Below are 23,697 nucleotides of genomic sequence, written 5' to 3' on the forward strand. Positions count from 1 at the left end.
CCGACCACGTCCAGGGAGTCGTCGTAGCCCAGCCGGTACTTCCAGCTCACCGCGTACGAGCAGACCACGCCCGCGGCCAGCCCGATCAGCAGCGCCCCCAGGATGTCCACCGAGCCGCAGGAGGGCGTGATGGCGACCAGGCCCGCCACCGCGCCCGAGGCGGCGCCCAGGGTGGTGGCATGGCCGTCGCGGCGCTTCTCCACCATCAGCCAGCCCAGCAGGCCGGTGCAGCCGGCCGCCTGGGTGTTCATCAGGGCGGCGGCGGCCAGTCCGTTGGCGCCCAGCGCGGAGCCGCCGTTGAAGCCGAACCAGCCGAACCACAGCAGACCCGCGCCCAGCAGCACCAGGGGCAGGTTGTGCGGCCGCATGGCCTCCTTGCGGAAGCCGAGCCGGGGCCCCAGCAGCAGGGCCAGCGCCAGGCCCGAGGCGCCGCAGTTGACCTCCACCACGGTGCCGCCGGCGAAGTCCAGGGCCCCCAGCCGGTGCAGGATCCAGCCGCCGGGCGAGAAGACCCAGTGCGCCACGGGCACGTACACCAGCAGCGTCCAGACCGCGGTGAAGGCCACCCACGCCCCGAACCGGGCCCGGTCGGCGATGGCGCCGCTGATCAGGGCGACGGTGATCACGGCGAAGGTGAGCTGGAAGGCGGCGAAGAGCAGGGTCGGCACATGGCCGGTGACGCTGGTGGGGGTGATGCCGCGCATACCGAGGTGCTGGAGGCCGCCCAGCAGGCCCCAGCCGCCCATGTCCGGTCCGAAGGCGAGGGTGTAGCCGGCCAGCAGCCACACCACGGTGACCACGGCGATGGAGGCGAAGCTCATCATGATCATGTTGAGCACGCTCTTGGTACGTACCATGCCGCCGTAGAAGAGGGCGAGGCCGGGGGTCATCAGCAGGACGAGTGCGGTGCTGGCCAGCAGCCAGGCGGTGTCACCGGTGTCTATTCCGGTCGGCATGTCGATAGGTCACCTTCCCGTTCGGCGCGGCTCGGAAGGGTGGGCCCGATGCCGGTCGTCCGGGGAAGCGTCGCCGGTGGGGGTTACCGGTCGCGCACAGCTGTGTTTCCCGCATGTTTCATGTTGCCGGGGCGTTTCGGTTCACTCACCGCGCCCGGCCGTGCCACGCCCGGCGGGGTGCGGGGAACCGCACGGCCCGCCTCCGGTGAGGCGTACGGCCGTGTGCTCGGTCCCCCGCACCCCTGGGAGGGTGCCGGGCCTGGACCCCGCTGCTGTCCCTACTGCTGGACGAATGTCCCTACTGCTGGACGAACACCGCCACGGTGCGCGCCGGGACGGTGAAGGTGCCGGCGGCGGCGTCGAAGGACGACTGCTTGACCACCGGGTCACCGCCGCCCGCCTGCACCGGGTGCAGGCTCTGCCGGCTGCCCGCCAGCGCCGCCACCGTCTGCCGCTGGGTCTGCGGGGTGGCGTTGAAGACCACCGTGATCCCCTTCTCGGCCCCGGCCAGCCCGGTGCCGTCCAGGTGCATGGTGATCACACCCGGGGTCTCCCCGGCGGTGCCGGAGAGCGGGAAGGACAGCCGCTGCTGCACCTGCGCCGTGGTGTCCAGGGAGAACAGCGGCGAGGACTGCTTGATCTGCAGGAACTGCTGGTACTGCCCGCCGGCCCCCTCGATGGCGTCGCAGCCCGGCTGCAGCGCCGGGTTCGCCAGCAGCGACTTGGCGGTCGGCCACATCGACTGGTTGTCGGCCGCCATCGGCAGACCGCGGCCGAAGCCGTTGCCGTCCCGGCAGTCCCAGTGGATGGCGTTGAACCAGTCACCGGAGTCGAAGGAGTTGGAGTCCAGCGACTTGGAGCGCAGCAGGTCGCTGCCGGCCTGGGCGAAGCCCGGCCCCTGGGCCAGCGCGGTGGTGGCCAGCGCCAGGGCCTGCATCCGGGCACGGTCCGCCGGCGAGGTGCCGACGGGCAGCTTGTAGACGAGCGCATCGTAGAGGTCGGTGTTGTCGTGGGCGTCCACGTACTCCACCGCCTCGCCGGGCTGGGCGGCGTAGCCGGTGGGCGAGCCGTTGTAGTCGACGCCGGCGCCGGTGGTCCTGGTGCCCGTGGTGTCGGTGAAGGCGTAGTCGGCCAGGTTGCCGGTGAGGCCGATCTTCACCTGGTCCATCTCGTGCAGCAGCCGGGCCTTCTGCTCGGCGGGGGTGCCGTTGTCGGCGCTGCCGTTGGGGTCGGTGTACAGACCCGAGGCGAAGCCCTGCTGCGGCGCGGAGGACAGCTGGAAGTTACCGCCGCGAGCGGCGTCGCGGATGCGGTCGTTGAAGGTCGCGATCCCGGTACCGGCCATGTTGGCCTGGGTGGCCTGGACGAAGCGGGCGTCATTGGCGACCACGCCGAAGTTCCAGCCCTCGCCGTAGAGGAACTCGTTCTTCCCGTCGACGCCGTCTCTGGCGGGGGTCAGCTCCGCCAGCGCGGACTTGACGTCCAGCATGGTCTGCTTGGGGTCGATGCCCATCAGGTCGAAGCGGAAGCCGTCCACCTTGTACTGCTTGGCCCAGGTGACGACCGAGTCCACCACCAGCTTGTTCATCATGGCGTGCTCGGGCGCGGTGTCGGCGCAGCAGCTGTCGGTGGTCACCGCGCCGCTGGCGGAGAGCCGCTGGTAGTAGCCCGGGACGACCTTGTCCAGCACCGAATGGTCGGCCTGGCCGGAGGCGGCGGTGTGGTTGTAGACCACGTCCAGCACCACCCGCAGCCCGGCCTTGTGCAGCGCCTGCACCATCTGCCGGAACTGCACCGTGCGGGCCGTGCCGTTGGTCTCGGTCGCGTACGACCCCTCCGGGACCGTGTAGTGGTACGGGTCGTAGCCCCAGTTGTAGGCGTCGTCGGCCTGGACCGCCGCCACGCACTCCTGCTGCTGGTCGCTGTCGGCGGCCAGGGCCTGCAGGTCGCAGGCGGGGAGCTTCTGCTCGGCCCGGTTCTCCCGGATGGTGGCGATGTCGAAGGTCGGCAGCAGGTGGACGGTGGTGACACCGGCCTTGGCCAGCGCCTTCAGGTGCTGCATCCCGGCCGACTGCGACCGGGTGAAGGCCAGGTAGGTGCCGCGCTCGTCGGCGGGGACAGTGGAGTCGGCCACCGAGAAGTCGCGGACGTGCAGCTCCTGGATCTGCTGCTGGGTGGGCTTGACGGCCTTGGGGGCCTTGTCGGTGTCCCAGCCGGCCGGCTTCAGGGCCTGGTCGGCGAGGTCGGCGACCAGGCTGCGCTCGGAGTCGGTGGACAGGGCCACCGAGTAGGGGTCGGTGACCTCGTTGGTGACGATCTGCTGCACCGAGGGCGCCCAGACCTTCACCTGGTAGAGGTAGTACCTGCCCTTCCAGGAGGCGGGTCCGGTCACCGACCAGACGCCGGTGGCGTCGTCGCGCTTGAGCGGCACCGTCTGCGGGGTGCCGCCGGTGGCCCGGTCGTACAGCTTGACGCTCACCGACTGCGCGGTGGGCGCCCAGAGCGAGAGCGTCACCCTGCCGTGGCCGACCACCGGGCCGAGCTGCGCCTTGGCCGCGGCCGTCGCATAGAGGTCGTCCAGGGCGCCGGGTATCTGCACCCCGGTGGCGGCGGTGAGCGCGCCGGAGGCGGAGCGCTGGGTGGCGACCAGCTGGCTGCGCAGGGCGAGGGTGATCCGGGAGGCGTCGCGGGGGTCGACGGTGAAGGCGCTGTAGCCCTTCAGCTCGGGGTGCTTGGCGAGCTGGGCGTCGGTGAGGCCGCCGGCCCTGGGGTTGAGCCGGATCCAGTAGCCGTCCTTGCTGAGCTTGCCGTCGGCGACGCTGAGGCCGCCCGCGGGGTCGTAGACCAGCTCGGTGCTGCCGCTCGCCGGGACGTCGGTCTTCCAGGCCAGCGTCGAGGCGTCGATCCACTGCGCCTTGGCCGCGGTGATGTCCAGGTCGGCGCCCTTGCCGCCGGTCTGCGGAAGGATGTAGCCGTCCTGGCCGCCGTTGATCCAGACCTCGTGGCCGGTGCCGTTCAGGTCCAGCGACTGGTCTCTGGGCAGGTCCTTGGTGTCGCCGTTGTGGACGATGTAGCTGAGCGAGGTGGCGCCGTCGGCCAGCGGGACCTCGAAGACGTCCCCGAAGGCGTCCTTGCGGACCGGCTGCAGCGGGCTGCCCCAGTCGGTGCCGGTGGCGGCCCCGGTCCAGACGTGCAGGCCCCAGCCGTCGTAGTTCCCGTCGGCCCGGTGGTAGTGGATGACGGCCTTGGTCCTGTCCTGGGGGGCCGGGGCCGGGTCGGTGGTGGCGACGTCGCCGCTGCCCTGGGTGACCCACACCTCGGGGCCCTTGGACAGGTCGATGGTGCGGTCGCCGTCCCAGTCCTTGGTGCCGTTCTTCTCCACCACGAAGCCGACGGTGGAGGCGCCGGGCTTCAGCCTGACGTAGGCGAAGGCGCCGTAGGCGTCGCGGCCGGTGAAGGCGTGGCCGTCCGGCCAGGTGGTGGACTCGCCGTCGGCGATGTCGCCCCAGGTGTAGAGGTTCCAGCCGTCGTAGTCGCCGTCCTCACGCTTGTAGTGCACGATCGCGTAGGTGTAGGAGGCCGCGGCACCGGTCCCGGTGCCCGTCTCCGGCGCGGGGGCTCCGGTGGTGAAGCTGCCGGTGGCGGAGCGCAGCCGGCCCGCGGAGTCCTGGACCACCGCCTTGTAGCGGACGGTGGTGCCGGGGGCGACCGCCGAGAGGTTCTGGGTGACCTTGTAGGTGACATCGGCGGCTGCGCCGCGGGAACCGCTGTCCGCGGTGCCCAGGGTCTGCCAGGCGCCGTTGCCGATCTGGGCGGCGAAGGTGACCCTGTCGAAGCCGCCGCCGGAGACGTCGGCGCCCACGGTGACGGTCCCGGTGGAGCCTTCGGCGGGGAGCTGCACGGTGATGTCGGGGGCGGCGGCCGGGGCGGCGACCTTGCCCTCGGCCCGGTAGACCACGGCGGCGCCCGCCGGCACGGTGACGGTGATCTTCTTGTCGGCGCCGCTGGTGACGGTGGCACCGGACGCGGAGGGGTAGAGCTCGCCGAAGCGCATCCCGGCGGAGAAGGTGTCCAGGGTGACGGTCTTGGCGGTGTCGGCATTGTTGACCGCGACCACGTACTCGACCTGCTGCGCGGCGTCGATCCGGGAGAAGGCGTAGACACCCGGGCCGTCGGCGGCGTAGCGCTGGATCTGGGCGCCGTCCTCCAGCGCCGGGTTGGCCTTGCGGAGCGCGGCCAGGTCGGCGATGGAGCGGTAGAGCGGGCCGCCGGTGCCGTAGCGGTCCTGGGAGCCGCTGCTGCCGCCGAGCACGGTGTCGTCGTTGTAGGAGGACACCTTGGAGGCGAACATGTCCTGGCGGGCGTCCTTGTCGCCGCCGTCGCCGGTGAAGCCCTGCTCGTCGCCGTAGTAGACCACCGGCTGGCCGCGGGTGAGGAACTGCAGCTCATTGGCGAGCTGTTCCTTCTTCAGCAGGTCGGCGGCGGAGGCGTCCTTGTTGTCGCTCTGCAGGAAGCTGCCGAAGCGGCCCATGTCGTGGTTGCCGAGGAAGGTCGGCAGTTCGTGGGCGTCGGTGTCGGCGGTGGTGTACCGGTAGTCCTGCCCGTACAGCTGGGCGAGGCCCTGGGCCGAGCCGCCCTGGGAGACATAGCTGCGGGCGGCGCTCTGGAAGGGGAAGTCCAGGGTGGCCTGGAGCTTGCCCTTGGTGACGTACGGCGAGGTGTTGGCCGGGTCCGAGTCGTAGACCTCGCCGAACATGAAGAACTTCTTGTTGCCCTGCCGGGTGGCGTACTGCTTCAGCGCGGTCGCCCACTGGGTCCAGAACGCCATGTTGACGTTCTTCACCGTGTCGATGCGGAAGCCGTCGACGCCGGCCTCCTTCACCCAGTGCTCGTAGATCTCCTCCATGCCCTTGACCACTCTGGGGTTCTGGGTGTCCAGGTCGTCCAGGCCGGAGAAGTCGCCCTCGGTGCCGGACTCGCCGGCGAAGGTGGAGTCGCCCCGGTTGTGGTACATGGTGACGTCGTTGAGCCAGGACGGCGTCTTCGCCCTGGCGTCGGCGGCGGAGTCATAGGTCGGCGTGTAGGCGAAGGAGTCCTTGGTGACCTGCGGCCAGTCGGAGGTGCCCTGGGCCGCGTTGGCGTCGGCGAGCGCGGTCTCGTGCACGGGGGCGCCGGCGGCGTCCAGCGTGGGGTAGGCACCGCTGGAGCGGTAGGTGTAGGTCTTCTCGCTGTAGTCGATGACGTCGGCGGTGTGGTTGGTGATGACGTCGAAGAAGACCTTGATGCCCCGGGCGTGCGCCTTGCGGATCAGCTCCTTGAGCTGGTCGTTGGTACCGAAGTGCGGATCGACCTGGGTGAAGTCGGTGATCCAGTAGCCGTGGTAGCCGGCCGAGGCGCTGTCACCGGTGCCCTGGACGGGCCGGTTCTTGAAGATCGGCGCCATCCAGATCGCGGTGGTGCCCAGCCCCTGGATGTAGTCCAGCTTGTCGATCAGGCCGCCCAGGTCGCCACCGTGGTAGAAGCCCTTGTCGGAGGGGTCGAAGCCGTTGTCCAGCCGCCCTCCGGTGATGCCGCCCTGGTCATTGGCCTTGGAGCCGTTGGCGAAGCGGTCGGGCAGGACGAAGTAGAACTGCTCCCGGGTGAGGTCGTGCCGCGCGGCGGTCTTCGCCAGCGCGGCGTCCGACGGCGGGGCCGGCGGTGCGGCGGCGGCCGGGGCGGCGGCGTACGCGGCAGGCACGGCTCCCAGGGTCGAGGCGATGAGCGAGGCCGCGAGCAGCACGGCCGCGCGGCCGGGCCTTCTCGGGGCGGTGGGTCTGGGCTGCGCGGGCGATGCGGCCACGGGTGCACTCCCTGTACGGCTCTACAGCGGGATGGTGGCAGGACCGTAGTGGCTTGTAATCCGTTTCAGCAAGATGCTGAAAGTGTTGCAACCGAAGTCTTGACTCCGCCGTTGCACGGAGGGCAAGGTCGTGCTGCGCACTCCGCTCGCACCGCCGCCGATCGCCCGGACGCCCTGACCCCGCTTTGGCCGGGCGGCCCGGCGGCAGCCGGAGGAAGCGCACTGCGGGCTCCCCGGTGAGGGTCGGGGGCCGCACACGGAGAACGGCGGCCCGTCGGAGTTCCTGGCTTCCGGCGGGCGCCACTTCGTTCGCCACCCGATGGGATGTGCGATGACGAGTGTGGCCAGTGGTGCACCCGGGTGACAATGGAGCACATGGCCTCAACCCCGGACCCCCTACCCGCGACAGCGGCCCTCCCTCAGCCCCGAGAGGGACACCGGGTGAAGAATCCCCCACCAGGGGATGATCGGGGGGCACCGGAGCGTCTGGCAGACTACTCCCCCATGGGGGAACCGACCGAGATCCACGCAGCCGGCGCAACGGGCGCCGAAGCGGTGCGTCCCGCCGGTTCCGTCGCTGGTCAGAACGGCAGTGACGGAATCCGCGAGACCACCGCCACCAGGCACGCCCTCCGGGCGCGGCTGAGCGAACTGCGGCACTTCCCCCGCAGGCCCCGGCTCTGGTTCGAACTGCTGCTGATCGGGGTCAGCTACTGGGTGTACTCCCGGATCCGCAACGCGGTTCCCGAGCAGGAGGCCTCCGCCCAGCAGAACGCACGGCAGGTGTGGAGCCTGGAGCACCACCTCGGCATCGCGGTGGAGAAGAGCATCAACCACACGGTGAACTCGGCGACCTGGCTGATCACCGGCATGAACTACTACTACGCCACGCTGCACTTCATCATCACCATCGCGGTGCTGGTGTGGGTCTTCCGCAGGCATCCCGGCCGGTACTCCGCCGTGCGCACCGCACTCTTCGTGACCACCGGGATCGCGCTCCTCGGGTACTACTTCTACCCGCTGGCCCCGCCCCGGCTGCTGGCCGGGGCGAACTTCGTGGACACCGTCAAGGTGCACCACACCTGGGGCTCCATGGCCTCAGGCGACATGGCCCATGTCTCCAACCAGTACGCGGCCATGCCCTCCATGCACATCGGCTGGTCGCTGTGGTGCGGGGTGACCATCGCCTTCCTCACCAGGCACCGGTGGCTGCGGGTCCTGGGGCTGCTCTACCCCCTGGCGACGCTGACCGTGATCGTCTCCACGGCCAACCACTTCTTCATGGACGCGATAGGGGGCATCGCCTGCCTCGCCGTGGGCTTCGCCAGTTCCCGTCTGCTCTACCACCGCTGGGCCTTCCATCTGCCCCAGCTGCCGCACCCGCACCGGCCCGCCTCGCTCCGGCCGCTGCTGCCCAGGCCGGCCGGCGGAGAGTCCAAGGTTCCCGCCGGCAGCCGCTGAACCCCCAGGCGACCGGGCCACCTGGCTCACCGCACCGGCGCGGCGCGATCCGTCCCCCGGCCACCGGCGGTCGAGGCCGCCCACGGGCGCCGCCGCCCACACTTCCCCGAGCGGCCGCCCGCGCTCCCCCAACCAGCGCTCCCCCGACCTGCGCGGCCCCACCGAGAGCCGGCTCAGCCGTAGAAGATCCGCTCCACCGCGGCCCGGGCACGACGGGTCGTACGGCGGTAGTGGTCGACCATCTCCCCGGCGTGACCCTCGCCGAAGCCCAGATAGCGGGCCACCCCGCCCAGCTCCCGGGCGTCACCGGGGAAGGAGTCGCCCGGCCGGCCGCGGACCAGCATCACCGCGTTGCGCACCCGGGTGGCCAGCACCCAGGCGGCGTCCAGCACCGCCGCGTCCTCTCCGTCGACCAGCCCCGCCTCCACAGCAGCGGACAGTGCCGCCCGGGTCCGGGTGGTACGCAGTCCGGGGACGCTGTGGGCGTACTGCAGCTGCAGCAGCTGCACCGTCCACTCCACATCGGCCAGCCCGCCGCGGCCGATCTTGGTGTGGGTGGTGGGGTCGGCCCCGCGCGGCAGCCGCTCCGCCTCCACCCTGGCCTTGATCCTGCGGATCTCCCGCAGATCTGCCTCGTCCACCCCGGAGGCGGGATAGCGCAGCGGGTCGATCAGCTCCCGGAACCGCTCCCCCAGCGCCGTGTCGCCGGCCACCGCCTCGGCGCGCAGCAGCGCCTGGCTCTCCCAGGCGTGCGACCACCGCCGGTAGTAGGCCGCGTACGAGGCCAGGGTGCGCACCAGCGGCCCCTGCCGTCCCTCCGGCCGCAGGTCCGCGTCGACCAGCAGCGGCGGTTCGGTGGAGGGTGCGGCCAGCAGGGTGCGCAGCTCGTTGCAGACGGCGCGGGCGGCGTCCGCGGCCGCCGCGTCGTCGGCGCCCGGCAGCGGGTCGTGGACGAAGAGCACGTCGGCGTCGGAGCCGTAGCCCAGCTCATGGCCGCCGAAGCGTCCCATGGCGATGACCGCGATCCGGGTGGGCAGCGGCTCGCCCGCCGCGGCCTGCCAGCCGTCGACCGCGGCCTGCAGGGCGCCGGACAGGGTGGCTGCGTTGAGGTCGCTCAGGGCGTCACCGGCCACGTCCACCGCCGTGCCGGGGTCGTCGGAGAGACGGCCCAGCAGATCGGCGGCTGCGGTACGGAAGAGTTCCCGGCGGCGCACCGAGCGCGCGGCGGCGACCCCGTCCGCAGCGGTGGCGGCGCGGCCGACGGCGGCCAGCACCTCCTGCTGGAGGGCGGCCCGGCCGCGAGGCACCAGCCCCTCCGGGTCGCCCAGCATGGCGACCGCCTCGGGGGCGCGCAGCAGCAGGTCGGGGGCGAGCCGGCCGGCGGAGAGGACCCTGGCCAGGTACTCGGCCGTGGCGCCCTCGTCACGGAGCAGCCGCAGATACCAGGGGGTGGCGCCGAGCGCGTCGGAGACCCGGCGGAAGTTGAGCAACCCGGCGTCGGGGTCTGCGGAGTCCGCGAACCAGCCGAGCAGCACCGGGAGCAGGGTCCGCTGGATGGCCGACTTGCGGCTCACCCCGGAGGCAAGGGCCGACAGATGGCGCAGCGCGGCGGCGGGGTCCGCATAGCCGAGGGCCTCCAGCCGGGCGCGGGCCGCCTGCGGGCTGAGGCCGGTCTCGCCCGGCGCGAGACGGGCGACGGCGTCCAGCAGCGGGCGGTAGAAGAGCTTCTCATGGAGCCGGCGAACCTCCATGGCGTGCCGCTTCCAGGCCCGGTCCAGCTCCGCCACCGGGTCCGTGCGGCCGTCCCAGTCGTAGATCCCGGCGAGCGAACGCCCGAGTCGCCGCAGCTCGGCGGGGTCGCGCGGCAGCAGATGGGTGCGGCGCATCCGGAACAGCTGGATGCGGTGCTCCAGGTTCCGCAGAAAGCGGTAGGCGTCGTCGAGGGCCGCGGCGTCGGTACGGCCCACATAGCCACCCGCGGAGAGCTCCCCCAGCGCCTTGAGGGTGTTGCCGCTGCGCAGGGTGGTGTCGGTGCGGCCGTGCACCAGCTGCAGCAGCTGGACGGAGAACTCCACGTCGCGCAGGCCGCCGGGGCCGAGCTTGAGTTCGCGGTCGACCTCACCGCTGGGGATGGAGTCCACCACCCGGCGGCGCATCTGCTGGACGTCGGGGACGAAGTTCTCCCGCTCGGAGGCCTTCCAGACCAGGGGGGTGAGGGCCGCCAGGTACTCCTGGCCGAGCTCGGCGTCGCCGGCCACCGGGCGGGCTTTCAGCAGCGCCTGGAACTCCCAGGTCTTGGCCCAGCGCTGGTAGTAGGCGAGATGGCTGGCCAGGGTGCGGACCAGCGGGCCGTTGCGGCCCTCGGGGCGGAGGTTGGCGTCCACCGGCCAGATGGTGCCCTCACCGGTGGTGTCGGAGCAGAGCCGCATCATGCGGGAGGCCAGCCGGGTGGCCGACTTCAGCGCCTGCTGCTCGTCCTCCTCACCGGCGGGCTCCGCAACGAAGATCACATCGACGTCGGAGACATAGTTCAGCTCCCGGCCGCCGCACTTGCCCATCCCGATCACGGCCAGCCGGCAGGCGCGGGCCGCCTCCGGGTCCTCGTCCGCGGCGATCTCCAGCGCGGTACGCAGGGTGGCACCCGCCAGGTCGGCCAGTTCCGCGGCGGTCTGCACCAGGTCGGCGGAGCCGGTGATGTCCCTGGCCGCGATGGCCAGCAGGCAGCGGCGGTAGCCGATCCGCAGGGCGTCGGCAGGGTCGGCGGTGCCCCGGTGGCGCTGGGCGTCGCGCAGCGCGGCCAGGAAGTCCTCCGGGCCGGGATGCATGTCCCGGACCTCGAAGGTGACCAGGGCGTGCCAGTCGGCGGGGTGGCGGGCCAGGTGGTCGCCGAGCGCGGTGGAGGCGCCGAGCACTCCCAGCAGCCGGTCGCGCAGCGGCTTGGAGGTGGTGAGGGTGTCCAGCAGCCGGCGGCGCTCCTCCGTGCCCAGGGCCTCGGCCAGCCGGGACAGGCCCAGCAGGGCCAGGTCCGGATCGGCGGTCGCGGCCAGGGAGTCCAGCAGCACGGTGTCGCCCGACAGACCGCCCAGCGCTGCGTCCCCCAGCAGGCGCAGTGCGGTCGCGGGGTCGGTGAACCCTCTGCGGGCGAGCCGCACCTCGGGTCGGCTGACGCGCCCCTCACGCGGTGCTGCCGGCATGTCCACAGCGATCGCCCCTCCGTTCTGCCCCGGTTACCGGTTACCCGCCCGTCCTGAGCCTAGGGCCTCTGCGGCGGTTCCCGCCCGGTGCGAACCGCCCGGACAGGGGCACCGGCCGGCGGCACTGGACCGGGCCACCCGACCGGCCCGCCGGATTGGGCCTGCTGCGCAGCTCAGCGGTACCGCATCGAGGAGGCCACCCGCAGGCGCGGCTCGGCCTCCGGGTGGTTGCGACGGCTTGAGCGGACGGCGGCCGTCGGCGGCGGGCAGGCCGTTCACGGGACGGGTCGGGTCGCCTTTCCTTGTGGCCCCTGCGTTCCCTCGCGTTCCCTTGCGTTCCGCTGCGTTCTGCTGTGCCATACGGTGCAGCCCCAGGGGCGCCCCGTCCTCAGGACGGATGGGGACCGGGCGCCCGGAGGGCGGCCGCCGGTGCCGCACCGGCACTGACGGAAGCCTCCCCCGGGCGGCGCCGAACCGCGGCGGTGTCAGTTGTCCGGCCAGACCTGGACGTGGTCCGGCTCCAGCTCCAGGCCGACCCGGTGCTCCAGGCCCAGTGCCTCGACGAACTCCCGCGGCAGCTGCACCCGCCCGGAACGGTCCAGGGTGGCGTACTCCCGCTCGACCACCGACTCCTGACCGTCCGCGTCCAGCGCTATTCGGCGCAGCACCTCGGAGCTGGTCCGGCCGTCCCGGATGGCGACGGTGCGCCGGACCTCGCCCGCGACCATGGGGTCATGGGTGACGATCACGACCGTGGTGCCGAGCTCGTCGTTGACCGTCCGGAAGGCGCCGAAGACATCGGCGGCCGTCTCGGAGTCCAGCTCCCCGGTGGGCTCGTCGGCCAGCAGCACCGCCGGCTGGTTCGCCAGGGCCACCGCTATCGCCGTCCGCTGCTGCTCGCCGCCGGACAGCTCCGCCGGTCTGCGGTCGCGGCAGTGGCCGATCCCCAGCAGCTCCAGCAGCTGCCCGGTCCGTTCCTCGCGGGCGCGCCGCCGGGCCCGCCCGCCCCTGGTGGCGACGCCGCCCGCGGTACCGCTCAGCTGCATGGGCAGGGCGACATTCTGCGCGGCGGTCAGGAACGGCAGCAGATTGCGGGCGGTCTGCTGCCAGACGAAGCCCACGGCCTCACGCCGGTAGCGCAGGCGCTCGGCGGATCTCATGGCCATCAGGTCGTGCCCGGCCACCGTGGCCGTGCCCGCCGTGGGGACGTCCAGTCCGGCCAGGATCTGCAGCAGGGTGGACTTCCCGCTTCCGGACGCGCCCACCAGCGCCATCAGCTCCCCCGGGGCGACCAGCAGGTCAAGGCCCTGGAGGGCCTGGACCTCCACCCCGTCCGCGGTGAATATGCGGACCAGCCGGTCGCAGACGATCGCCGCACCGCTGCCGTACCGGGGATGGTCCTGCTCCTCGGCCACCCGGCGGCGCAGATCGTCCAGGGTCGGCCCGGAGGCGTCCGGCGGAGTCCCGCCCTGGGACGGGACCGCTCCAGGCGAAGTCGCACCTCCGCCCTGCGCTGGGACCGCTCCGGGCTCGGATGTGCCTCCACCGCGCGGCGGATCGGCTTCCGGCGAGGATGCACTCATGACTCACCACCTGCTCTCAGCTGTGCGGCGACCCCGCGCCGCCCGGTTACCGCGGTCTCCGCCGCCAGCACCACGACCGCCACGGCCAGCAGCCCCGCCGCCGGGAGGAGCACCGCCGCGGCATGGATGCGCAGCCCCGTGGGGGCCTCCGTGCCGGCCAGCGCTGCCAGGTCCAGGGCCGGTCCCAGCACCGGCCCCGCCGCGAGGCCGAGGAGGGTGCCCGCCACGGCCCCGGGCAGCAACTGCGGCACGGTCTCCATCAGCACCAGCCGGCGCCGGTGACGCGCTGACATACCGAGGGTGCGCAGTCCGGCGAGCACTGCCGCCCGCTCGGGCGACGTCCGCGCCAGTGACAGCAGCACCGCGATCACACTGAGCAGCGCGGCCGCAGCCACCGCCGCCAGATAGAGCGCGGTGGCGCCCTGCTGCAGCGGCGCGCGGTCCAGAGCGGCTCTCACCTCGCTGCGGACGGAGACGGCGACGGGCGCCGTGCCGGGGGTCTGCCGTACGGCCCGGTCGACCGCCCGGTGCAGTGCCGCCGCGTCCACCGCTCCGGTCAGCAGGATGAGATCGGGGCCGGGGTAGGCGGCGCTGATGCTGTGCGTCCACAGGGTCCGCAGCGGCGGCAGCGGGACGATGAGGAACTCCTCCCCGTGCTGGACCGCCGGGGTATCGGCGAGAGTGCCGGCGAGGCGCAGGCCGAACGTCCCGTAGAGCGTGCCCAGTTGCGGCGGCGCTCCCCCGCCGCCGTCCGCGAGCAGGCCGGCGACGGCGGGTGAGGCGAGCGCCGGCACCAGCGCCGGGTCGGCCTTGCCGGCTGCTCCACCGGACGGCCCTGAGGCGAGCAACCGGGGTTCGAACCTGCCGACGCCGTCGGCCGCGGAGAGCCGTGCATAGGTCACCGGGTCCACCACCACCAGGACGAACTCCGGGGATTCGGTACCGGCCACGCTGAGGGTGAGGCCGCGCTGCACCCGCACCGGAACAGCCGTGGGCGCGCCGGGCAGTGCCCGGATCTCCCGGTCAAGGGCCGGAGGGAGTTCGGTGTCGGACTCGATCCTGGCGTCCGCTCCCACCTGCGCCAGCGCGGCAGTGGCACGCCCCTCCGCGACTCCGCCCAGCACCGTGCCGCCGAAGACGGCGACCGTGAGTGCCAGCAGCACCGCCAGCAGCGCCGCCGGGGAAGCGGTTCGGTCTCCCCTGGTCAGGCCGAGGAAGGCGACGGCGCCGCGGCTCCGGGCGGCCGCCCTGGCCGGCAGCTTGAGCAGCCAGGGCTGCACCCGCATCAGCAGCCGCGCACCGGCGAGCCCGAGCAACGGCGGGGCGCAGCTGATCAGCGGGTCCACACCGGAGTCCCCGAGGACGCCCCGCCGGCGCAGCGCGGCCACAGCCGCCGCAGCCGCAGCCAGCACCAGCAGATCCGCGACCGTGCGCCGACGCGCGGCCGCAGCACGGGAGGAACCCCGGCGTGCACCGCCGGGTGCGACGCCCCGGTGGCGCAGCACGGCGCGCACCGGCACTGCGAGCACCACCAGCACGATGACCGCCGCAGCCGCTGCCACAGGGATCGCGGAGCGTCCGGTGGGCAACAGCAGCAGCGCCAGTCCGCATCCGGCAGCGCCCGCCGGGACGGCGACCGCGGCCGTCTCCACGGCGAGCAGCCCGAGGAGCGTGCGCAGGGCGGCCCCTCGGGCGCGCAGCAGGGACAGTTCCGCGGACCGCCGGTCCGCGCTCAGCGCAGCCGCTGTCAGCAGCACCGCTGCCGCCACCCCCGCCAGACCGGCGGCTGCGACGGCGAGCAGCGGTGCCAGCGCGGCCTGCTCCCGTTCGAACGCCGCCAACGACGACTCCACCGGGGCGCTGACGGTGACGCCGCCGGGTATCACGGAGGACTCGGCCAGCCGGGCGGCCGTCTGCCCGGAGACCAGATCGGTCAGCCGCCGCCGGGCCTCTGCGACCTGGTGGGCGGGCAGCCCGCCCGGCGGCAGGGGATGGTGCCAGTAGAGGTCGACCGCTCCCGTACGGGGCAGCATCGCCGGGGCCAGGTCGCCCACCAGGAACTCGACATGCCAGTAGCGGACCAGCTCCGGCGGCGGGGAGGACTCGCTCTGGGGCTGGAGCAGCGTCTGCTGGAAGCTCCAGTAGGGGTCGTCAGTGCTCCGGGCCGCGTACACCCCTGTGATCCGCAGCTCCAGTGGCAGCCCTTGGACGGGCGTGACGTGGAGTACGGACCCCGGGTGCACCCTCAGCAGACGGGCGGTGGCCTGGCTCACCATCGTCTCGAACACGGCGGTCTGCGCCCCGTCGCGGCCGGTGGTGACCAGAGCCGTCCGCGGCCGGCGGCCCTCTGTCAGGCGGGTGTGCGCGGCCTGGTCCTGCTGCCAGTCCAGCGTGACCACGGGCGGCGGGCCGTCGATGACGGGAAGCCCGGGATCGGTCAGGGCCAGTCGGGTGGAGGTGGTCGCCACCCCGTAGGAGACCGCTGCCGGGTCGATGCGCAGCGGCGGCCCGACGGCTTCGCGTACCGTCCGCTCCACGGCGGCCAGCCGCGACGGGCTGACCGCCTCTGCGAACTGGAATGGGTCCAGGCCCTGGGCTGCGGGGGCGGCCGTGGCGTCGATGCTGCGGGCGATCGGGCCGCGCTCGGCCAGCTCACGGCGGAGCCCGGTGTCGGCATAGCGGTCCATCGCCCTGGGGACGGCGGCGGCCAGCAGGGACAGCGCCAGCACCAGGAGGGCCAGCGCGGCTGTGGTGACCGGTGCGCTGCGCAGGCGGATCCACAGCCAGGACGCCGGCCCGAACGGGCTGGGGCGCGGCGCCGGGGCAACCGGTCCGCCTCCGGTTGACGGGTCGGCTCCGCGAGCTACCGGATCGGCCGCGCCCACCCGGCTCGCCGGGCTCGCCGGGCTCGGCGGGCTTGCCGTGTTACCCATGCCTGCCGGGTCCGCCCGGTCGGGGACGTCGCTCACAGCTCCTCCGTCCCACGCAACCGGCGTGCTGGGTCTCCCCCGCGCCGCCCGGCCACCGCGGCGATCAGCAGAGGCGCGGCGGCCACAGCTGCGGCGAGCAGCGCGAGCCGCCCGGCGGGCAGCTCGACCAGCACGGGCGGCAGTGGCCGGGTGCCCTGTGCGGTGAGCACCAGCAGCGGCACGACCAGCCGGGTCAGCACCACACCCAGCAGCAGGCCCACCGCGATGCCCAGCAGGGCCGGCAGTGCCAGCTCCGCGGCCGCGGCCCGGGCCAGATCGCGGCGCCGGACGCCCATGGCACGCAGTACGGCGTCCTCCCCCGCCCGGCGGCGCAGCATCCCCGCCGCACTGACGGTGAACCCGACTGCGGCGAGCAGCACGGACGCCAGCGCCACCGCGGCCAGCGCCGTCTGTGGCCCCAGCCCCAGCGGGTCGCGCCGGAGTCCGTCGGCGACCTCGGTTCGCAGCTGCACGGTCTCCACGTCGGGGAGCCCACGCAGATCGGCGGCGGCCCTGGCGGCGGAGCCCGGGGCGTGGTCGGCGGTCAGCCACCACTCGGAGGGGTGCACGGCGTCCGTTCCGGCCGCGACGAGGCGGCGGTCGAGTTCGCCGAGGTCGACCAGCAGCGCTCCGCCGGACGGCCCGTCGGCGTCGGGCGCCTGTCCGGCCTGCGGGCCGGTGCCCGGAAGGGCCTTGACCTCGGCCGCGATCCGGATCCTGACGGTCCCCTGGGCCAGTGGCAGGTCGAGGGCGGACCCCATCCTGGTGGCGGTGGCGTCCAGGAAGGACCGGGTGGCGACCGCGGGCAGCGGAGCCGTGGTGGAGAGCCCGGCGGCGGACAGCCGGATCGTGGCGGCGGCGGGACTGCTCACGGAGAGACCGGGTGGTGCATCCGGACGGTAGGACCCCGCGTCATAACGGATCTCCGGCAGCGCGCCCGGCCCTGCGGAGGAGGACACCGAGCCGACGGTGAATCCGGCCGTCGGATCGGTCTGTCCGGCTCCGGCCTCGAACGCGGTCGCCCACCGCAGTCCCGCCGGGACCGGCGCGAGGGCCGAGTCCGCGTGGACCGCGCGGATGGTCAGGGTCTGCTCGGCGGTGGAGTGCACCGCATACGGGGGCTCCAGGGAGAGGCCCACGAGGGTCAGCGGATAGGCGGGCACGCCCCCCGTACCGCCTGCGAGGGCGTGCAGATCGAAGGTGAAGGTGCGGGTCCTGCCGTCGACGGGCACCGTCTGCAGCGGCAGCGCATAGCCGACACCGTGCCGGTCGGTGAGGGTGACACCGAGAGCCGCCGTCGCCCAGGAGAGCTCCGGTGCGGGCCCCGTGGAGCCGCTCGGACGGGCGGCCGCCGTCACATCCAGCGAGAGGGATCGCGGCCGGCCGGGCAGCGGAATCCCGCGCGGCGCCACCGCGGCCTCCCCGCCGGAGCCCGACGCATCCGGCGCAGCGCCGGACGAACCGGAGGAGTCGGAGGAACCAGACGAGCCGGTGAGGCGGCCGAGCAGGCGCGGTACCGGCAGATCGGTCAGATCGGAGCGCATCGGCAGGGTCTGCCGCACCGCGCGGGTGTCCAGGGCCAGCAGCTCCTGACTGCGATCCGACCCCAGCGCCACCGGCTCCCGGGCCACCGGTACGGCGGACGCCACTCCGGGCACCGATTCGAACTCCCCGCCCTGCCCGAACGCAGGGCTGCTCGCCGCCACCACCCGGAGATCACCGCCGGTGCCGAAGGCCGCCTGGTCCGACTGGGACCGGGTCCAGCTCGCCCCCTGGCCCACCGCCAGCGTGCCCGCAGCCGTCGCCAGGGCCAGCAGGAGGACGGGCCCGCCGCCCTGGAACGGACTGCGGGCGATCCGCCAGCCGGCCAGCGCTGCGGGCAGACCGCGGCTGCGCGCCGCGAGCCGCTCCGCGAGCCGGGCCACCGGAGGCAGCAGTCGCAGCGTCACCACCGTGCCCGCACAGAGCGCGAGGGTGGGCGCGGCGACCAGCACCGGGTCGATCCCCGGGCCGCCCGACGCCCCGGTGGTGAGCACACCGCTGCCGCCAGGGCCCGAGGCGTAGTGGACCAGCTGCCAGTACGCGGCGGCGGCCAGCGCCACCAGGGCCAGATCGGTGCCGCCACGGAGCAGGCCCGAGGTCAGCGGCCGCCGGCTGCGCCGCCCGGGTACGGCCTCCGACCCGCCCCCGGTGCGGCGCAACCCGGGCGCGAGGACGATCAGTGCGCATCCCGCCGCGGCGGCGGCCGACACCCACCAGACCTGGGCCGGCAACGGACCGGTGAGCCGCATGCCGGCGGCGGCCATGGTGCCGTGCCCGGAGAGCAGGCCGACCAGCGGCCGAGCCGTCGGCGGTGCCAGCAGGGCTGCGGGCAGTGCCAGCAGGACCGCCTCCCCGGCGGCCAGCGCCATGATCCGGCGCGGCGCGGCCCCGCGGGAACGCAGCAGGGCGTTCTCCGACTCCCGCTGCTCGGCGAGGAGCCGGGCCGCGAGCAGCAGCGTCGCGGCGGCGAGTGCCGCCAGCTGCAGCAGCCCCACCAGCAGGGTCGAGCGGGACACCAGCACCGACCGCCGCAGCCTGGCGAGCACATCCGGGAGCCGGCTCTGCGCACTGAAGCCGGGGCGGCGGCCGAGCTCGGCGACGGACCGCTGCACAGCCGCCGTCAGGGCGCCCGTCCGGCCGTTGGTCAGCGTCCGGAAGTCGGCGACGGCCTGCCACTTGACCGTGTCCTGGGCCAGGGCACCGCTACGGAAGGCGCCGTCCTGGACCAGGAGGGGTCCGTAGCTGGTGGAGGTGACGGTCTGGGTGCCCTTGCCGCCCAGCGGGTCCAGCAGCCAGTACGGGTCGCCGGTGTTCCGCGCCCGGTAGACCCCGCTCACCACGGCATGGACCGTCCGGTTGGTGAGGCGGTCCCTGAGCGCGATCACCGCTCCCAGGGCGACGGGAGCGCCGTGCGCCCCCAGGCGGCGCTCCGCCGCGGCCGGCACCGCCACCTGGATCGCTGCTCCCCGGGTGACCGGGCCGGGCCAGCCGCCGCGCAACAGCTTCAGCCGTGAGCGGTCCAGGGCGGCGAACGTGGTCAGGTCGGGATCCGCGCCCGCCGGGGTCCCCGGGGCCGCCGGAAGGCCGTACGACCCGGAAGCGGCGACCGAGCGGACGGCCACCGGCAGCCCCGGGTAGGCACGCCGGGCCTGGTCCCGCACGGCGTGGTCGGCGGCCGCCCGGCCGGCGTAGGGGAGCGTCCCGGAGACCATCAGCGGGGTCTCGGCCGCGTCGGTGCTCTGCAGGGCCCGGCGCAGCCCTGCGTCGCCCACCGAGGAGGCGAAGCCCGTGAGCGCCGCCAGCACACAGGTGGTCAGCAGCACGGTCAGCGCCGTGGCCGCCACCAGCAGGCGATGCGCCCGCAGCCGACGCACCAGGAACCAGCCCACCGAACCCCCCGTTCGATCATTCGTGCACGATGGCGAGGTGTGGATCCTGTCACACCTCGCCGACGACGCAACCACCCTGTGGACAACCGCCGGCCGCTAGGCTTCAGCAACCGCAGGCCCGGACGACGGCCACCGACGGGGGGACACCTGATGAGCAGCACCGCACCCGAGAACACGGCCCCGGCCGCCGGTTCCGCCGCACCTGTGGTCGCCGTGGAGGATGTCCACAGATCCTTCGGAAGCGGCCGCACCGCGGTCCATGCCCTGCGCGGGGTGTCGTTCACGGCGGGCCGGGGCGAGCTGACCGCCCTCAAGGGCCGGTCGGGCTCCGGCAAGACCACTCTGCTCAACCTGGTCGGCGGTCTGGACCGGCCCGACTCCGGCCGGATCCTGCTCGACGGCCTGGACCTCTCGAAGCTCGGCGAGGACGAGCTGCTGAGGCTGCGCCGGGACCGGATCGGCTTCGTCTTCCAGACCTTCGGCCTGATACCGGTCCTCACCGCCGCCGAGAACGTGGGCGTCCCGCTGCGGCTGCGCCGCGTCCCGGCCCGCCGTCGCGAGGAGCGGGTACGGGAACTGCTGGCGCTGGTCGGCCTGGAAGAGCACACCGCCCAGCGCCCGGGCGAACTCTCCGGCGGTCAGCAGCAACGCGTCGCCATCGCCCGGGCGCTGGCCAACGAGCCCGCCCTGATCATCGCCGACGAGCCCACCGGTCAGCTGGACTCCGCCACCGGACGGTCCGTCATGGAGCTGCTGCGCGCCGTCGTCCGCAGCGAGGGGGTGACGGCGCTGGTGGCCACCCACGACCAGCAGCTGATGGAACTCGCCGACCGCGTCGTCGAACTGGGCGACGGACGCATCCTGCCCGGCTGACCGCCCGGGCCGCCCGGCAGCCGTCCGTACGGAGTGCCCGCCCACCGCCCGGTCGTCGACTGCTCCCGAGGGGCCCGCAGCCGGCCCGGCCGGCCTCAGTCCCACCAGTTGAACAGCAGGTCGCCGAGGACCTGCGGGCGCCAGTGACGGATCTGGACACGCTCCGCCCTTGCCAGGTCGCCGAGGTCCAGCCGGGCCACCGGTGTGCCCAACTCGTCGGCTGACAGCACCCGCAGACCTTCGGCCTCGAATCCGCCCGTGTTCAGCGGGACATCCATGAAGTCCCGGACCGGCAGGCCGGGCATCGGGGGCGTCCCGGTGAAGGCCACCACGGGCAAGTGGGCGTGGCACAGGACGGTGTACGAGCCCGAGTCGTCGCTGATCGTCATCGAGTGGAAGGTGGAGACGCCGGCGGGGACCAGTTCCCCGAGCCGGGCGGGGACCCGTCGCGCGGCCTGGAAGCACGCACGCCGGAACGCACCGGGGTCCGTGTCCGGCAGCGGCTTCTCGTTCCGGCCCCGGAAGCCCGTCGCTCCACGCGGAGGTCTCAGCACTGCTTCGTCCCGGTCCACGGCGCACCCACCCCACCGCCGTCGATCACCGGCCGGCTGGTCGGCCGCGCAACGGGCCCGCGCGCAACGGGCCCGCTCATGCGTCGGCCGGCAGCGCGGCCTCGGGAGCCTCGCTCGCCTCCGCGTGCACGGCGGAGAGGCGCCGCCTGCCGAGGGCCAGGATCGCGAGGGTGACAAGGGTGCCCAGGACTCCGCAAGCGGCTGCCCGGTGCTGGTCCGTGTGCTGCAGCACCGTACCGACCGCGGCGGAGCCGAGCGACGTCCCGGAGGCAAAGAGGGTGACCAGCCAGGCGAACGCCTCGGAGGTGGTGCCCGGCGGGGCCAGCTTGCCGACGAGCAGGAACATGACCGTGAGAAGAGGTGCGAGGAACACTCCGGTGAGCAGCATCAGCGCGTGCATGTAGGGCGGCGGCGGCAGCAGGGTCAGCAGGCCGTAGCCGGTGACCAGGCCAAGGGCGAACAGGACCGCCCGGGTGGCGGGCGTACCGGACCAGCTGCGGGCGCCGTAGACCAGGACGCCGATCAGCGCGCCGCCTGCGTTGAGGGCGAGCAGCACGGGTGCTCCGCCCGGCACAGGCCGGTGTTCGGCGTAGGAGACCACCAGGACGTTGAGGGTGCCGATGGCGAAGCCGGTTCCGGCGAGGGCGGCGAGCAGAGTGACCAGGAGGGGGCTGCGCAGGGGGCCGAGCCAGTGGCTGGAGCGGGTGGCGGCCTTCCAGCGGCGCGAGGGGGCGGCGGTGGCGACCACGACGACCCCCAGCATGCCCAGCAGTGCCTGGACGAGCAGCGCCAGTACGGGTGACTGGACGGCGACGCAGGCGGTCACCACCAGAGGGCCGGCGACGAAGACAAGCTCCTGGGCGACGGAGTCCAGAGCGTAGGCGGTCTCCAACCGGCCCCGGGGGGCGATCTCGGGCCACAGGACTCGCAGGCAGGACTCCAGGGGCGGGGTCATGGCCCCGGCGAGGGCCGTCCCCAGCAGCACCAGGAACGTGTGGCCGGGAGCCAGGGCGACGGTGACGAACCCGGCCGCGGAGAGCACGGCGGTGGGAGCCAGTACGCGGGCCTGCCCCCAGCGGTCGACCGCCCGTCCCAGCAGCGGCGCACCGACGGCGGCGGCGATGGCGAAGGTGCCGGCGGCCGTGCCCACGAATCCGTAACTCGCCCCGGCCCTGCGCAGAGCCAGCGGGATGGTGAGAGCGGCCATCGCGGAGGGAAGGCGTCCGACCCAGCTGCCGAGCAGGAGACGAGCGACGTGAGGGGCCCGCAGCAACGACAGGTAAGCCATGGCGGCACCCTAGGGCGGCCGACGGTCTGCTCGCGAAGTCTTTTCGAGGCCGTGGGGCCGCTGTCCGTACGACACCTCAGCCGCCTCCGTGCTGCCTCCCCAACCCGGGGCGGCACCCCGGGGGCGGCTGCACGGGCTCGATCGCCAGGTCTCCCAAGGCGCCCGACGGACCGTGCTCGGCACGGCCCGTCGACGGCCCACGGCACCACAGCGGCCCGGGGCCGACCGGTCACACGGTCGGCCCCGGGCCGCTTCTGGTTTCGGCGATGCGCTCCCTGACCTGCGCCTACAGCACCGGCAGCGACTTGCGCAGCTCAAAGGGGGTGACCTCGGAGCGGTACTCCTCCCACTCCTGGCGCTTGTTGCGCAGGAAGAAGTCGAAGACATGCTCGCCCAGGGTCTCCGCCACCAGCTCGCTGCGCTCCATCAGGTCGATGGCCTCGCCGAGGTTCTGCGGGAGCGGCTCGATGCCCAGGGCCCGGCGCTCGGCGTCGGAGAGCGCCCAGACGTCGTCGTCGGCCCCGGCGGGGAGCTCGTAGCCCTCCTGGATGCCCTTGAGGCCGGCGGCGAGGATCACCGCATAGGCCAGGTAGGGGTTGCAGCCGGTGTCCAGGGAGCGGACCTCGACCCGGGTCGACCCCTGCTTGCCCGGCTTGTACATCGGGACCCGGATCAGCGCGGAGCGGTTGTTGTGGCCCCAGCAGATGTACGAGGGGGCCTCGCCGCCGGCCCCTGCGGTGCGCTGGGAGCCGCCCCAGATGCGCTTGTAGGAGTTGACCCACTGGTTGGTGACCGCGGAGGTCTCGGCGGCGTGCCGCAGCAGGCCGGCGATGAAGGAGCGGCCGACCTTGGAGAGCTGGAACTCGGCGCCCGACTCGTGGAAGGCGTTGCGGTCGCCCTCGAAGAGCGACACATGGCTGTGCATGCCCGAGCCGGGGACGTTGGAGAACGGCTTGGGCATGAAGGTGGCGTGGACGCCCTGCTCCAGCGCGACCTCCTTCATGACCAGCCGGAAGGTCATGATGTTGTCCGCGGTGGAGAGCGCGTCCGCGTACCGCAGGTCGATCTCCTGCTGGCCCGGGGCACCCTCGTGGTGGGAGAACTCCACCGAGATGCCCATGGACTCCAGCATGGTGATGGCCTGGCGGCGGAAGTCGTGGCCGATGCCGCGCGGGGTGTGGTCGAAGTACCCGGAGTGGTCGGCGGGGGTCGGCGGGGTGCCGTCCGTCGGCTGGTCCTTCAGCAGGAAGAACTCGATCTCCGGGTGGGTGTAGAAGGTGAAACCCAGGTTGGAGGCCTTCTCCAGGGTCCGCTTGAGGACGTAGCGCGGGTCGGCGTACGACGGGGAGCCGTCCGGCATCAGGATGTCGCAGAACATGCGAGCGGTACCCGGGGCCTCGGAGCGCCACGGCAGTATCTGGAAGGTGGTGGGGTCCGGCTTGGCGATCATGTCGGACTCGTAGACGCGGGCGAAGCCCTCGATCGCCGAGCCGTCGAAGCCGATGCCCTCCTCGAAGGCCTGCTCCAGCTC

Annotated in this window: 11 protein-coding genes; 2 read left to right on the forward strand and 9 right to left on the reverse strand. The window is 73.4% G+C overall.

Annotated features, from left to right (window positions below; all coding sequences use genetic code 11):
- Positions 1-956: ammonium transporter (locus AOK09_RS09200; protein WP_055586633.1), on the reverse strand; the 956-nt coding region annotated here is incomplete at its 3' end.
- Positions 957-1,254: 298 nt separating this feature from the next.
- The gene (pulA, locus tag AOK09_RS09205) at positions 1,255-6,795 is read right to left on the reverse strand and encodes a pullulanase-type alpha-1,6-glucosidase (protein WP_055586634.1); all 5,541 of its coding nucleotides are present in this window, start codon (positions 6,793-6,795) and stop codon (positions 1,255-1,257) included.
- 504 nt (positions 6,796-7,299) lie between these two features.
- Here pulA and AOK09_RS09210 point away from each other — a divergent pair.
- Complete coding sequence (locus tag AOK09_RS09210) at positions 7,300-8,256, forward strand: phosphatase PAP2 family protein (protein ID WP_079062879.1); 957 nt, start codon at positions 7,300-7,302, stop codon at positions 8,254-8,256.
- 173 nt (positions 8,257-8,429) lie between these two features.
- On the opposite strand, the gene AOK09_RS09215 is transcribed toward AOK09_RS09210, so the two are convergent.
- The 4 genes from AOK09_RS09215 to AOK09_RS09230 form a co-directional block, all read right to left on the reverse strand.
- Positions 8,430-11,450, reverse strand: a complete 3,021-nt coding sequence (locus tag AOK09_RS09215) for a bifunctional [glutamine synthetase] adenylyltransferase/[glutamine synthetase]-adenylyl-L-tyrosine phosphorylase (RefSeq protein ID WP_055586642.1) — start codon at positions 11,448-11,450, stop codon at positions 8,430-8,432.
- A 485-nt stretch (positions 11,451-11,935) separates the two neighbouring features.
- The gene (locus tag AOK09_RS09220) at positions 11,936-12,865 is read right to left on the reverse strand and encodes an ATP-binding cassette domain-containing protein (protein WP_322973157.1); all 930 of its coding nucleotides are present in this window, start codon (positions 12,863-12,865) and stop codon (positions 11,936-11,938) included.
- Between the two features lie 164 nt (positions 12,866-13,029).
- Positions 13,030-16,002 carry an FtsX-like permease family protein gene (locus AOK09_RS09225; RefSeq protein ID WP_055586635.1) on the reverse strand — a complete coding sequence of 991 codons (2,973 nt, stop codon included), beginning with the start codon at positions 16,000-16,002 and terminating at the stop codon, positions 13,030-13,032.
- Entirely contained in the window at positions 15,999-19,433 is a 3,435-nt protein-coding gene (locus AOK09_RS09230; RefSeq protein WP_055586636.1) for an FtsX-like permease family protein, read from the reverse strand. Before AOK09_RS09230 ends, AOK09_RS09225 begins: the two co-directional genes overlap by 4 nt.
- 150 nt (positions 19,434-19,583) lie before the next feature.
- Here AOK09_RS09230 and AOK09_RS09235 point away from each other — a divergent pair, with 150 nt between their 5' ends.
- A complete protein-coding gene (locus AOK09_RS09235; protein WP_055586637.1) occupies positions 19,584-20,306 on the forward strand; it encodes an ABC transporter ATP-binding protein in 723 nt (240 codons plus the stop codon).
- A 95-nt stretch (positions 20,307-20,401) separates the two neighbouring features.
- Here AOK09_RS09235 and AOK09_RS40005 read toward each other — a convergent pair whose 3' ends face one another.
- The 3 genes from AOK09_RS40005 to AOK09_RS09250 form a co-directional block, all read right to left on the reverse strand.
- Positions 20,402-20,695: a hypothetical protein gene (locus tag AOK09_RS40005; protein WP_157875840.1), complete on the reverse strand. Its 294-nt coding sequence runs from the start codon at positions 20,693-20,695 to the stop codon at positions 20,402-20,404.
- Between the two features lie 259 nt (positions 20,696-20,954).
- Positions 20,955-22,166, reverse strand: a complete 1,212-nt coding sequence (locus tag AOK09_RS09245; RefSeq protein ID WP_055586639.1) for an MFS transporter — start codon at positions 22,164-22,166, stop codon at positions 20,955-20,957.
- A 286-nt stretch (positions 22,167-22,452) separates the two neighbouring features.
- On the reverse strand, positions 22,453-23,697 hold a 1,245-nt coding region (locus tag AOK09_RS09250), incomplete at its 5' end, for a glutamine synthetase family protein (protein ID WP_055586640.1).

The organism is Peterkaempfera griseoplana (assembly GCF_001418575.1).
In the GTDB taxonomy this organism is placed as follows: Bacteria; Actinomycetota; Actinomycetes; order Streptomycetales; family Streptomycetaceae; genus Peterkaempfera; species Peterkaempfera griseoplana.